This window comes from Pirellulales bacterium, from assembly GCA_035939775.1.
In the GTDB taxonomy this organism is placed as follows: Bacteria; Planctomycetota; Planctomycetia; order Pirellulales; family DATAWG01; genus DASZFO01.
This window is the reverse complement of the sequence record DASZFO010000161.1, coordinates 1-14,453: the sequence shown is the minus strand read 5'-3', so window position 1 is coordinate 14,453 and position 14,453 is coordinate 1. Positions and strand designations below refer to the sequence as shown.

Here is a 14,453-nt window from a genome sequence, read left to right as displayed (position 1 = left end):
CGTTGGGTAGTTGAAGGTCGTGTTGATGAAATAGAGGAGTGAATTGGCTGTACCCTCTTGCGACATGATCGCCTGGCCGATGTGAATGATCTCGGAGGCGTTCGAGCCGAAGCAGTGGATGCCGAGGATTTGCAGCGTCTCGCGGTGAAATAGAATCTTCAGCATCCCTTGCGTGCGGCCGGTGATTTGCGCGCGGGCGAGGCTCTTGAATAGCGAATGGCCGATTTCATAGGGCACATTTTCGGCCGTCAGCTCGCGCTCAGTGCGGCCGATCGAACTGATCTCGGGGCTGGTGTAAATCCCGGTCGGGATGTCGCGGAGCATGACGTGGTCTCCCTTGCCGGTCAAGACATGCGTCGTGGCGAAGCGGCCCTGCATGTAGGCGGCGCTGGCGAGCGAGGGGAAACCGATCACGTCCCCAACCGCGTAGATGTGCGGCACGGTGGTTTGGTAGTTTTCGTTGATTTTAAGCAGCCCGCGGGCGTCGGGCTGGATGCCGAGCTGCTCGAGCCCCATGCCGTCGGAATTGCCGTTGCGTCCGTTCGCCCAGAGCAGAATGTCGGTCTTGAGCTGCTTGCCGCTCTTGAGGTGCAGCACCACTCCGTCGTCGCGCCCCTCGATCTTCTCGTAGGTCTCGCCGTGGCGAATCAGCACGCCCCGATCGCGCAAGTGATAGGCCAAGGCGTCGATGATCTCGTCATCGAGGAACTCGAGCAGTTTGCCCCGCGTGTTGACCAGATTGACCTTGCAATCCAGATTGCGAAACATCGACGTGTATTCACATCCCACGACCCCAGCGCCGTAGACCGTGATCGATTGCGGCGTGTACGAGAGGCCCAGGATCGTGTCGCTGTCGAAGATTCGCGGGTGGTTGAAATCGACGTCGGCGGGGCGATAGGGTCGCGAACCCGTGGCAATCACGAACGCATCGGCCGAGAACCGCTGTCGCCCCTCGTTTGATTCGGCGATCTCGATCGTGTGCGGATCGATGAACCGCGCGCAGCCGGCGACGACCGGCACCCGGTTGCGATCGTAAAACCCGCGGCGCATATCGACCTGCCGCTCGATGACGCTGCGGGCCGTGCGGCGCAGCTCAGGGAACGCGATCCGCAGCGAAACGCCCGCCGCATGGAAGAGCGGATTCTGGTTGGCCTCAGTCATCTGATAAATGGCGTAGCGCAGGGCCTTGCTGGGGATCGTGCCCCAATGGGTGCAGCCGCCGCCGATGCGGTCGAAGCGCTCGATCACCGCCACGTTCTTGCCATGCTTGACAGCCTGCATCGCGGCCCCTTCGCCGCCAGGGCCGCTGCCGATCACGAGGATGTCGAAATGTTGGGGATTGACAGTGGACATTGGGAGCGGAGTTCGGAGATCGAAGGCGAACGGCGTACTTAGCCGCGGCACCTGTGCCGTGGTGACCCACTCTGTCGTTCCAATCGCGCACGGCGACCGCGAGGGCAGTATACGTCTTCCCAGGGCCGAAGGACAAACCGTGTTTGTCGAGATCGGCTGTTTGCCGCTGCACGATGCGTGAGCGTGGACTTGACACACCCGTTTCTTTTGGCGCTTATCGCTGCGTGGCCGGTGCTGGAACGGTAACTTCGAGGTGTTGCACGCCCTGGGCTTGTACATCGAATACCGAGAGCATCGAGAATCCCGTTAGCGCCGTCAGGCCGGGAAGCATTGCGCCGAGCGGCAGCGATTGCCGGCTGACGTAGACGAGGCCGTCCTTTTCGCGACGGAGCGCGCCCGTTCCAGCCTCGACGTGCCGAATGATCGAGGCCAACGACGGCAATAGCGCGGCGTCGATCTCGAGGCCTTCCTGTTGCAGCTCCGCTGCCGCAAACGTGGCAAAGATTTGCAGTAGTGGATAAGTGATCTTCAGCGTTCCCGCCGTGTCTTGATACGTGAGGAGCACCGGCCTGCCGGATTTGAGTTTCTCGGCGACGACCGGCAGATCGGCCAGCGTGCCGGCCGCGGCGTCGCGCGACAGAAATGCCCGAATGTTTTGCGGCGAGAGCGACACGATCAAATGCGTGTCGCTGATGCACCAGGCCAGCGCGACAGGCATGAAGTTGATGCTCGGATTCAAGAAAAAGATTCTGCGCTGGCCGAAGTTCGCGGTCCTGATCTGGACGTCGGAAGCGGCAGTGGCGGCCTGAGCCAATTCCACGAGCCGGTCGTTGGTCTTCACCAATCGGTCGTGGTCCCTGAGCGGCACCACGAGCGTCAAGCCGGTAAACAGCAAGCCGCCTTCGCCGGGCGAGTTGTAGACGCACCATGAATCGCCGAGCGTTTCGAGCAGATCCTCCTTGAATCGAACGCCGAGCATCGATTCCACCTGCTTGAGTTGGCCGCCCACGTTCTCGGCGATTTCCGGGTTGGCCTTCTTGATCCCGTCTAGCACGGCTGAGTAAAGTCGCCCCGGTTGAATGCGGGCGGCGATGGCCAACGATGCATCTTTGGGAATCGGCGCCAGGTCAGCGTCGCCGAGCGGCTCGGGTCCGAAGACCGTCAGCAGCCCGCTCGGTTCGCCTTCGGTCTGCACCCAAGTTTTCGAGACGCAGCCGGTCCCTTCCAAGCCGCTGACGCTCGCGATCATCCGCACGTTGGCCAGCCCGAGCGCTTCGGGTATCCGCCGCGCTTCGAATCCGAGCAACGGCTCAACTAAACCGATGATCGTCTTTATATTGATGTAATGCACGGTGCTGACGCGCTCGACCGGAAGCTTATGCTTGAGCGTGACGAGCCATCCGGGCGGCTTGCCGTTCATGCGGCTGGCAATGCTGTCGGCCGAGCCGGCGCCAATGCCGACGATCAGGTACTTGCCCCGGAATCCCCATTCGACGGGAGGCGCTCCGGGTATCGGGGGTAGCTTGTGCCAATCGGCTTCGCCGTCCGCCGGTGCCGCGCCGCCAAGTAAGACCTTTTCGATCTGCTCGAGAGATTCCTTTACTTCGTCGGTCTGGTTTCCAGTGCCGACGATCGCGCCCCCCGAGATTTCCGGTCCATGCGGGCCGGCGGCGGCGTGCGAAACGAAGACCGAGGTCGCGTGAGTCAGAACTGCGCGGATAATCGTCGGCCCTTGCTTGCCGAGTACCTGTCCTTGCGGAGTGGCTGGGGCGCCCCGCCGGAGCGCTTTGGCAAGCGCTTTGCCCAGCATCTCGACGAACTGCTTCACTTCCGGCTCGGCAAGCAACTGCTCCGTCTGATTCTTGCTCTTCGGATTCGCCTCGGCAACGCCCGACCAATGGTAGTACCAGAGGCATTCCTCGGGCGCAACCTGCTCCAACACGGGGTCTTCCGGCAGCGGCGGCAAACCGAGCGGCAAGCCAAACTGCCCCCCCATCAATAGAGCAATCGCGAGAAAACCAGTCGACACCATCGAAAGCCTCCGGCGATAAGACTCAAGCGAAAGCGGAATCAAGAAGACGCGCCCGCCCCGCGAGCATACGCTGCCGCGCCGTTAGTGTCCATCGGCCCCTAGTTCCCAGGCTCCGCCTGGGAACTCACTGCCAGCGAGGCTCTGCCTCGCCATCTCGATGCCGATCATCCGTCTCGCGCTGCATGAGCTTGAGATCGGCTCGCTCGGCCCAGCCGCCACTTTTCCAGAATCGCTCTCCGGCCTCGTTATGGACGTAGAGCAAGATGTTGCACTTCAAGACGCCGAGCGCGGCCAGCGCGGCGAGGCAATGCTCTACCATCGATCGGCCCAGCCCGCGTTTGCGGTATTCGGGAATCACGGCCAGGTGATAGAGAAACCCGCGCCGGCCATCTTGCCCGCAGAGAACCGTGCCAACCAGGCGGGGGCCGTTGCGGGCGACAAGGCTCAACCCAGGATTGCGCTTGAGAAAGAGTTGTAGGTGCTCCGGCTCGTCGGACTCAGCCATTCCAACCCCATCCGTGCTTCGCCACAAAGCGATCGCCGCGTCCAGATCATCGGCAGTCATCGGCAAGATTTCCACGCTCATAATTCGTTACCGCGGTGTCGCCGGCATCACGCAGCGGAAGCCGAGGTGGTTGCTGGCCGTATTGATTTCTCCTTTGCCCCGCGTGCCGACCATGTAGCGCGTGCAATACTGGTCGGTGCAAAGAAACGAGCCGCCGCGATGCACACGCTTCGCCTGCGTCGGCTCTGCCGGATCAAAGGGAGTGTCCGGGCCTTGCGGATTGCGGGCGACGCGACTTGCGGCGGAGAGCGCCTCATAATAATCCGGCCGATACCAATCGCTGCACCACTGCCAGATATTGCCCGACATGTCGTACAGGCCGTAGCCGTTTGGCGGGAATTGCGCGACCGGGGCGATCCCCGCGAAGCCATCTTCGCCGGTGTCCTTGACCGGGAACGTGCCCTGAAAGGTGTTCGCCATATATTTGCCATTCGGGTGAAAGTCGTCGCCCCAGGCATACACCTTGCCTGCCAGCCCGCCGCGCGCGGCGAATTCCCATTCGGCCTCGGTGGGCAAGCGCTTGCCGGCCCACTTGGCGTAGGCGACGGCATCCGGATAAGCGATCTGAACGACCGGATACTTCTCGCGCCCCTTGATGTCGCTCTTCGGTCCTTCGGGATGCCGCCAGTTAGCGCCATGTTCGTAGCGCCACCACTGCAAATAGTCGTTCAGCGGCACGGGGCCGGGCGTCGGCGTGAACACGGTCGAGCCAGCCACCAGATACTCCAGCGGCGCGCCGGGGAAATCCTCGGCCTTCGGCGTCTGCTCGGCGATCGTCACATAGCCGGTCGCCGCGACGAACTTCGCGAACTGCTCGTTCGTCACGTCGGTCTTGTCCATCCAGAAACCGTCGACATAAACACGATGGATCGGCCGCGCATCGGGCATCTTTTCATGGCCGCCATCCACGCAGAGCGTTGGGTCCGCGCAACCCATTGAGAACTCGCCGCCGGGAATCCAAACCATGCCCTCGGGATCGGCTGACACGAACCAATGCCGCACGGCGTAGGCCCCTGTTCCCAAAATGCCTCCGGCGGCCAGCGACATGACCAGCACCAGCGCCGTCGGCAGCGACCGGCGCGGCCTCAGCTCGGAGTTCTTCGTCGTCGCGCGGCGGTTCATGGACTTCGCCGAATCGTGGCGGTGGGTGCCGAAAACAGTTATCACATGAAACTTTCAATACAGAATCAACTATAACGGAGAAACCGCACTATGGAAAATGGTTCCATGCGTGAATTCCGCCGCGATGCAGATGCCGTGATCCGCGAGGTTCTGCAAGTAAAGCGGCTGATTCTTCCACGAGACATCGACCACCGACGCCTCTGAGCGGCGGCTCCGGGGGCTGACGCCGCCCGGCTCATTCACTGGACTGAGACGTCGATGACCGACGCCTCTTCCGCGGCGGCGGCGGTCGCGGGCCGCTTGAATTTGGCCCGCAGGTCGGTGAACCATTGGATCACGTAGAAGAACACGGGCGTGAGGAAGATGCCGAACAGCGTCACGCCGAGCATGCCGGCGAAGACGGCGGTGCCCAGCGTGCGCCGCATCTCGGCGCCCGCTCCTTCCGCGATCACCAGCGGCACCACCCCGAGGATGAAGGCGAACGACGTCATCATGATCGGCCGCAGACGGAGCTTGCAGGCGGCGATCGTCGCTTGATACCGCGGCACGCCGCGCTCGCGCTCCTTCTTGGCGAACTCCACGATCAGAATCGCGTTCTTGCAGGCCAAACCCACCAGCACGACGAACCCGATCTGCGTGAAAATGTTGATATCCATCCGGGCGAAGATCACGCCCGCGATTGAGCAGAGCAGGCACATCGGCACGACCAGGATCACGGCCAGCGGCAGCGACCAACTTTCGTACTGCGCGGCCAGCACCAGAAACACCAGCACCACCGCCAGCACGAACACCATCATCGCCGTATTGCCGGTCTGTAATTGCAGCAGGGCCAGCTCGGTCCATTCGTAGCGCATCGACGGGTCCAATCCTTCGCGGGCAACCGCTTCCGCGTGCTGGATCGCTTGCCCCGAGCTGACGCCGGGGGCCGCGTTGCCGTTGACCGACGCCGCGGGATACATGTTGTACCGCACGATCATCACTGGGCCGTTCACCTCGCGGGTGGTCAAGAGCGTGTTGAGCGGGACCATGCCGCCGGCGGAGTTGCGAATCTTGATCTGCTTGATATCGTCGACCTGCTGGCGGAAAGTCGTGTCGGCCTGGACGTTCACCTGCCAGGTGCGGCCGAAGCGATTAAAGTCGTTCACGTACAGCGAAGCTAGATTGAGTTGGAGCGTATTAAAGACTTCGCCCATGTTCAGGCCCATCATCTCGGCCTTGGTGCGGTCGAGGTCGAGGAACAGCCAGGGCGTGTTGGCGCGGAAGCTGGTGAACAGGCCTTGCAAGGCGCCGGTCTTGGTTCCGGCATCGACGACTTGTTGGGCGACGTCTTGCAGCGCCTTAAGGCCGCTGTCGCCGCGATCTTCGATCACGATCTTGAATCCGCCGGCAGTTCCCAGCCCCTCGACCGGCGGCGCGCCGAAGATATTCACCGTGGCATTTTGAATCTCCTTCTCGCAGGCCGCCTGGAGGCGATTGGCGATGGCGTCGCCGGAGAGATCGGGCGATGTCCTTTTTTCGAAGTCATCGAGCATCAAGTAGAGCGCTCCGAAGTTCGGCGAATTGGCCCCCAGCAGAATCGATTGTCCGGCGATTGCCACGCGGTCTTTCACGCCCGGCGTTTCCTTGGCGATCTTGTCGATGCGGTCCATCACCTCTTGCGTGCGTTGCAGCGAGGACGAGTCCGGCAACTGCACGTTCACGAGCAGATAGCCTTTGTCCTGCATCGGGATGAAGCCGGTCGGGGTGCGCGTGAATCCTTCGTAGGTCAAATAAAGTAGCCCGCCGTAGACGATGAGCACGATCAGGCTCACGCGGAGCGAAATGCCAACGAGTCGAGCATAGACGGAGGTCGAGAAATCGAAGGCCGCGTTGAACAGCCAGAACGACCAGCCGAGGATGCGATTCAACAGCCCGCTCAAAACCCAGCCGGCGATCGCTCCGACGACCGCGGCGGCGGCCGGCAGCGCCCAGGGGTAGGCTGCCACGATGCCGGCCACTTGCCCGCCGGACTTCGTCAAATACGGGGCGGCCCAGGGGGCAAGAAACTCCCAGCCGAGCCAGGCCCCCGCCGCGATGAACGCCACTAGCGGCAAGGTCTGATAGACGCCCTTCACGCGCGGCTTGAGCAATAGCGCGGCCAGTGCCGGGCTAAGCGTGAGCGAATTGAAGGCCGAGATCACGGTGGAGACGGCGATCGTCAGCGCGAATTGCCGGAAGAATTGTCCCGTGATCCCTGAGATGAACGCGCAGGGGATGAACACGGCGCTCAACACCAACCCAACGGCGATGACCGGCCCGGAGACTTGCTCCATGGCGCGGATCGTGGCATCGCGCGGCGCCATCCCATGCTCGATGTGGTGCTCGACCGCCTCGACCACCACGATCGCGTCGTCCACCACGATCCCGATCGCCAGCACGAGGCCGAACAGCGTGAGATTGTTCAAGCTAAAGCCGATGGCGGCCATCGCCGCGAACGTGCCGATGATGGCCACCGGCACGGCCACGAGCGGAATGATCGCCGAGCGCCAGTTTTGCAGGAAGACGAGCACCACGATCGCCACCAGAATCACCGCGTCACGGAGCGTCTTGAATACCTCGCTGATCGATTCATTGATGAAGGGCGTTGTGTCGTAGACGATCGAATACTCGATGCCGGCGGGGAAGCGAGTCTTAAGCTCCACCATTTTCGCATTGACCTGCTTCGCCGTTTGCAGCGCGTTCGAGCCGGGGAGCTGATAGAGCGACAGCGCGACCGACGGCTTGCCGTTGAGCGTGCATGTTTGGTCGTAGCCTTGCGCTCCCAACTCGATCCGGGCGACGTCCTTCATCCGCACGATCCGCCCCAGGGGATCGCTCTTGATGACCATGTCGCCGAACTGGTCGGCGTCCTGGAGCCGGCCGAGTGTGGTCATCGTGTATTGAAAAACCTGCCCCTTCGGAACGGGCGGCTGGCCGATCTGGCCGGCGGCGACCTGGGCATTCTGCTGCGTGATGGCGTTGGTCACGTCGGCCGAAGTGAGGTTCCGCGATTGCATCTTCTGCGGATCGAGCCAGAGCCGCATGCTGTAATCGCGCTGGCCAAGATACGTGATATCACCCACGCCGGGGAGCCGGGCTAGCTCGTCGCGCAATTGGATCGTGGCGTAGTTGCTCAGATCGAGGCTGTTGCGGCTGCCGTCGGGCGAGTACAGATTGATGATCATCAGCACGCTAGGGGATTTCTTCTTCACCAGCACGCCGCGCCGCTGCACGAGCGGCGGCAGGACCGGATTGGCCAGCGACACGCGATTCTGCACGAGCACCTGCGCGATGTTCAGATCAGTCCCCAGCTTGAATGTTACCGTGAGTGTGTACGTGCCGTCGTTCGTGCATTGCGACGACATGTACATCATGTTCTCGACGCCGTTCACTTGCTGCTCGATCGGGGCCGCGACGCTATCCGCGACCACCTGCGCGTTCGCCCCCGGATAGACGGCGGAGACTTCGACCGTTGGTGGCGTGATCTCCGGATACTGCGCGATCGGCAGCGCGAATAGAGCAATCCCGCCTCCCAGCGTGACGATGATCGACAACACCGAAGCGAAGATCGGCCGATCGATGAAGAAGCGGGAGAAGTTCATGACGGCTCCCTCCGCTCATCGCTTGACGGCGGGAACGAGTGGCCGTTGTGCTCCGGTGCGGCAAGATCGGCGATGATCGGTTTGGCGGCCAGCGCATCGCTTGGAGCGTGGCCGGCATCGGGGGAGGCGATCACCGTTTGCTGCACGACCGTGATGTCGGTCTTGCCGCGCTGGTGATCGACGACCACCATCTTTTCACCATCGCGATGCCGCTCGCCACTTCTCCCCGTGGATCGGCTGCGCTTGGAATGCTTGCCGAACAAGCGATCCACTTCCGACAGTTCCCGCTCGAGGATGTCAATTGGGGTCGCCGTCGCGGCGCGGCGCGGCCGCATAAGGCGGTAAGCGAGCGTCCGCACGTATCCCAGCGTGAAAACTCCCAGCAACACGGCGCCGACGCGATGGGCGGTCTTCGAGGCGAAAACCCGCGAATTGCCAATCCATTCGATCACGTAGAAGAACACCGGCGTAAGGAAAATGCCGAACAGCGTCACTCCCAGCATCCCGCTGAACACGGCCACGCCGAGCGCCTGCCGCATTTCCTTTCCAGCCCCAGCCGCGGTCACCAGCGGCACGACGCCGAGGATGAAGGCGAACGAGGTCATCAGGATCGGCCGCAGCCTGAGCCGACATGCGGCCAGCGCCGCCTCGCGGATGCTCAGACCGGATTCCAGCTTGTGCTTCGCGAACTCGACGATCAGCACCGCGTTCTTGCTGGCCAGCCCGACGAGCACGACGAAGCCGATCTGCGTGAAGATATTAATATCGGAGCCGACGATCACGACGCCGATCGTGGCGCTCAAGAGACACATCGGCACAACCAGAATGATCGCAAGCGGCAGGGACCAGCTTTCGTATTGCGCCGCCAGCACCAGAAACACCAAGACTACGGCCATTCCAAAGATGATCATGCCGGTGTTCTCGGCCAACAACTGGAGATAGGTAATCTCCGTCCATTCAAGTGCCATGTTTTTCGGCAGCGCAGTTCTTGCCAGCTTTTCAAGCGCTTCGACCGCTTGGCCCGAACTGCCGCCGGCCGGCCATCCACCGGTGACCGTCGCGGCCGGATAGAGATTGTAGCGGGTGACAACCAGCGGACCGCTGATCTCACGAATCTCGGCAACGGCGCCGAGCGGCGCCATGTTGCCGACGGAATTGCGCACCTTCAGCCGCCTGATGGCCTCGACGTTGTTGCGGAAGCTCGCGTCGGCTTGGACCACGACCTGCCAAGTGCGCCCAAACCGGTTGAAGTCGTTGACATACAACGAGCCCAGATAGACTTGGAGCGTGTTGTAGACCTCCGAGAGATTCAATCCCATCGCGTGGCATTGATCGCGACTAACGTCGGCAAACAATTGCGGGTAGTTTACAGTGAAGATCGACGTCACTCCGATCAGGCTCGGCTTCGCCCCGGTCGACGGAGGCGCCTTGGTCATTTCTACAAGCTTCGCCGTCTGGTCTTGCAAGTCCTTGAGTCCTGAATCCCCACGGTCCTCCACCATCACCTTGAACCCGCCGGCATTGCCCAGCCCTTGCAACGGCGGAGGACCGAAAATGAGCGTAAAGGTGTCGGGCACCTCCGCGGCAATCCGCCGATTGAGTCGCGCCATCACCTCCTTGTAGTACAGGCTCGGATCGTGGCGCTGGTCGTAGTCCTTAAGGATCACGAAAAACTGACCGGCGTTCGGCGCAATCACCCCGAGTGTGAAGGATTGCCCCGCCAAGGTGAGAATATGATCCACCGCCGGATCGGCGCGGACAATATCGTAAATCTGCTGGACCACTTTCGAGGTCCGTTCCACGGCCGACGCGTCCGGCAACTGCACGTGGATGGCCAAGTAGCCCTTGTCCTGATCGGGAACGTATCCGGTCGGTAGGCGGCGCATTTCCCATTGCGTTAGATAGAGCAATCCGCCGTACAGCACGAGCACGATTACGCTGCCACGCAGGGCCATCCCGACAATCCGCAAATAGGCGTTCGTCGTGTGGCGAAAGCCCCAATTGAAGAGCCGGAAGAACCAGCCCAGAGTGACGCCCAAGAAACGGGCCGGAAGGTCTTTCTTGGCGTTCGTCGGCTTTAACAGGATCGCCGCCAGTGCCGGGCTGAGCGTCAGCGAATTGAACGCGGATATGACCGTGGAGACGGAAACCGTCACGGCAAACTGTCGAAAGAACGAACCGGTGACCCCCGAAATAAACGTGCACGGCATGAACACCGCGGTCAGGACCAGGGCCACGGCAATGACCGGGCCCGAAACCTCGCGCATCGCCTGGAGCGTCGCCTCGCGCGGCGCCATGCCCTCTTCGATATGGTGCTCGACCGCCTCGACGACCACGATGGCATCGTCCACGACGATCCCAATCGCGAGCACGAGGCCAAACAGCGTCAGGTTGTTCACGCTAAAACCGATGGCCGCCATGACCGCGAACGTGCCGATGATCGCCACCGGCACGGCCACGAGCGGAATAATGGCCGACCGCCAGCTTTGCAAGAACACGAGCACGACGATCGCCACGAGCACCACCGCGGCGAGCAGCGTGCGCACCACTTCGTGGATCGATTCGCGGATAAATGGCGTCGTATCGAAGCGGATGTCGTAACGCAGGTCTTCGGGGAATGCTTTGGCCAACTCGTCCATCTTCGCGCGCACGCGATCCGCCGTATCGAGCGCATTGGCGTACGGAAGTTGGAAGACGCCGAGATTGGCGCAGGGCTTGCCGTCGATCTTGTTGACGACGTCCATGTTCCTCGCCCCGAGTTCGACGTGGCCGATGTCCTTGATTCGCACGATGCGGCCGTCGGGAGTCGCTTTGATGACGATATTTGCGAATTGCTCCGGTTCGACCAGCCGGCCGAGCGTGTCGAGCGTGATTTGCCATTGTTGGTGCGGATTGGCAGGCTGCTGGCCAAGCTGCCCGGTGGCGACTTGGGCGTTCTGGTCGCGCACGGCGTTGACTACGTCCGATGCATTCAGGTTCATCCCGGCCAGCCGCTCGGGATCGACCCAGATGCGCATGCTGTAATCGCGCGCGCCGAACGGGATCACATCGCCAACCCCGTCCACTCGCGCCAATTCATCCTTGATATGGAGGGCTCCGTAGTTGCCTACGTACAATTGATCGTAACGATCATTAGGCGACGTGAGGCTGACGACCATCAGGATGTCGGGCGACCGCTTGCGGGTGGTCACGCCGGTTTGCTTGACCACGTCGGGCAGCGAGGGGAGCGCCAAATTCACCTTGTTTTGCACCAACACCTGGGCGAAGTTCAGGTCGACCCCAGGTTTGAACGTGACCGCCAAGTTGTACGTTCCGTCGTTCGTGCAGTTGCTCGACATGTAGAGCATCTCTTCCACGCCGTTGACGTATTGCTCGATCGGCGCGGCAATCGATTCGGCCACCACCTGAGCGCTGGCGCCCGGATAGTTGCACGTCACCTGGATCGTCGGCGGGACGATCGGCGGATACTGGGCGATCGGCAGCGAGAACATCGCGATCCCGCCCCCCAGCGTAATCACGATGGAGAGGACCGTGGCGAAGATCGGCCGGTCGATGAAGAAGCGCGATAGCACGGATTTATTTCGCGTCCGGTGACTTTGGGGTCGTCGCTGGCGGCTTAGCCGGTGTTACATCCGGTCCGCTGGTTGAGTCCGCGGGCTTCAACTCTTTCGCTTCGACCTTCATGCCGCTGCGAACGCGCTGCAAGCCGCTGGCAACCACCCGGTCCGACGTGGTCAGTCCTTTCTCGATCACGCGCATTTCACCGGGATACGGGGGGCCGACTTCGACCGGCGTGTAGATCGCTTCGCTCTTTTTGTTCACCACGAAGACGAACTTGTGTCCCTGATCGGTCCCCAGCGCGCTCTCGGGGATGGCCACCGCCTGGTGCGGCTCGCCGATCGGCAAGCGAACGCGGATGAACAGTCCAGGGGTAATAAAATGATCGTGGTTGGGAAACGTGCCGCGGAATCGCAGGGTGCCGGTCTGCTCGTCCAACTGGTTGTCGATGAAATTGATCGTTCCCGGATGCGGAAAACCGGTTTCGTCGGAAAGTGCGAGCATTACCGGCGAATCGTTTTCTTTTCCAATCTTCTTTTCCTTGATAAGGTGGCGGACCTTGAGGAGCGTATGCTCGTCGATATCGAAGTAGCCGTAGATCGGGTCTTCGGAGACGATGGTGGTCAACTCCGTGTTGTCGGCCAGCACCAGGTTGCCAGGATCGACCAAACGGCGGCTGACTTTGCCGCTGATGGGCGCCGTGACTTTCGTGAAATCGACGTTGAGCTGCGAAATGTCGCGGCTGGCCTTGGTGGCCCGCAAGGTGGCCTGCGATTCGATATAGTCGAAGTGGTACTGATCAAACACTTCTTGGCTAATCGCCTTGCTGGCCAGCATCTTTAGCCCACGGTCGTAGTCCGCCTTCAGCCGTTCGGTATGCCGCTCGTTCTGGGCGACCATGGCCTCTTTGTTTTCCAGATCGGCGACGTAGGGCCGGCTGTCGATCTGAAATAGCACGTCCCCTTCCTTGACGTCCGCGCCGTCCACGAAGTTCACCTTCATGAGATAGCCTGACACCCGGGAGCGCACTTGCACCATCTTGACCGCCTCGGTGTGGCCGGTGAAATCTTCGATGTCGGTGACTTCTTTCATCTGCGGCATCGTGTAGAAGACCTCGGGCGGCTTCGGCGGGGCAGGCGGCGGCGTTTGCGACTGGGCCTGCTGACAGCCCACAATCGCCACGCTCGACAACATCAGGATGGTCCAATGGATCGACTTCATGGCTTCATTCTCGATTTGAAATCATCATTTGCCGTTCGCTTGCACGTCGCCGTTGTTCGACAGCGGCGTCGACAGCGACACATCGCCATCGTGCCGCACAGTTCGTTCCCGGTCGCTGAGAATCCCGAAGAACAACACATCCACCAGGTCTTTGGCTTGGGCCTCGAGCGGCTTATGGCGGCCGGTAAAGTAGTTGGTGAACATCGTGCCGTAAACCAAGTCGCTCACCGTGTCGAGGATACGGGTGACCGGCACGTCGCGGAACCGTCCCTCGGCGATCAAATCGGCGTACATTTGCCGCCATTCCCCGATGTTCTTCTCGCGATGCTCGAAGTACGTCTGCTTCTTTCGATCGCGAAATTGGGCCCGCTCCTGGATCAGCAGCTCGACATACTGCGGATGGTTGCGGAAGAACGTCAGATAGGCATGGATCGCGACAGTCATGCGCTCGAGCGGATCTTCGATCGGCTCGTAAGCGGCCTTAACTGCTTGCCGGAGCCGATCCATGCCGCGCGAGACGGCCTTGAGGAATAGCTCTTCCTTGCTGGGGAAGTAGCGATAGATGGTCCCCTTGCCGACCTGTAGGGCATCGGCGATGAATTGCATTTCAGTATCTTGGTAGCCATGCTGGGCGAAGATGGTGGCCGCCGTGTCGAGGATTTCATCGGTGCGGCTGGCCCACAGAGATTCGTCCTTGGGGCGTCCCGGTCGAGGATTGCGAGCGGTTTTCACGGGAAACTCCCTGCCTCTGGAATTAGCTGACTGACCAGTCAGTCACTCGCTAAAGGCTACCGCCGTTTTCTCCCCTTGTCAATTGCACGAACGGGCGGAGAAAAACCTGGGGTGCATTCCGCACTTTGCAGTTTGGCACGTTGAGGTTATGACTTCGGGTTTGGATTTTGGGGTTGGTGCATGGAAACTAGGAATCGACGGGGAGGTAGGCAATGGAATGCCGTTTACAAGACCGGATTAAGGCTGTCGC

Annotated in this window: 8 protein-coding genes; all 8 read right to left on the bottom strand. The window is 61.3% G+C overall.

All coding sequences use genetic code 11. The features are described 5' to 3' along the window. Positions 1 to 1,353: Si-specific NAD(P)(+) transhydrogenase (sthA, locus tag VGY55_10760; GenBank protein ID HEV2970462.1), on the bottom strand; the 1,353-nt coding region annotated here is incomplete at its 3' end. A 214-nt stretch (positions 1,354 to 1,567) separates the two neighbouring features. Further along, positions 1,568 to 3,385 (bottom strand): hypothetical protein, encoded by a 1,818-nt coding sequence (locus VGY55_10755; GenBank protein HEV2970461.1) that lies wholly within the window; start codon positions 3,383 to 3,385, stop codon positions 1,568 to 1,570. 124 nt (positions 3,386 to 3,509) lie between these two features. Then, on the bottom strand, positions 3,510 to 3,971 hold the full coding sequence (locus VGY55_10750) for a GNAT family N-acetyltransferase (protein ID HEV2970460.1): 462 nt from the start codon (positions 3,969 to 3,971) through the stop codon (positions 3,510 to 3,512). Between the two features lie 6 nt (positions 3,972 to 3,977). After that, a complete protein-coding gene (locus VGY55_10745; protein HEV2970459.1) occupies positions 3,978 to 5,072 on the bottom strand; it encodes a formylglycine-generating enzyme family protein in 1,095 nt (364 codons plus the stop codon). A 239-nt stretch (positions 5,073 to 5,311) separates the two neighbouring features. Next, positions 5,312 to 8,692: an efflux RND transporter permease subunit gene (locus tag VGY55_10740; GenBank protein ID HEV2970458.1), complete on the bottom strand. Its 3,381-nt coding sequence runs from the start codon at positions 8,690 to 8,692 to the stop codon at positions 5,312 to 5,314. Next, a complete protein-coding gene (locus VGY55_10735) occupies positions 8,689 to 12,264 on the bottom strand; it encodes a multidrug efflux RND transporter permease subunit (GenBank protein HEV2970457.1) in 3,576 nt (1,191 codons plus the stop codon). Before VGY55_10735 ends, VGY55_10740 begins: the two co-directional genes overlap by 4 nt. Before the next feature lie 4 nt (positions 12,265 to 12,268). Then, positions 12,269 to 13,471: an efflux RND transporter periplasmic adaptor subunit gene (locus VGY55_10730; protein ID HEV2970456.1), complete on the bottom strand. Its 1,203-nt coding sequence runs from the start codon at positions 13,469 to 13,471 to the stop codon at positions 12,269 to 12,271. Between the two features lie 24 nt (positions 13,472 to 13,495). Beyond that, complete coding sequence (locus VGY55_10725; protein HEV2970455.1) at positions 13,496 to 14,203, bottom strand: TetR/AcrR family transcriptional regulator; 708 nt, start codon at positions 14,201 to 14,203, stop codon at positions 13,496 to 13,498. Positions 14,204 to 14,453 lie beyond the last annotated feature (250 nt).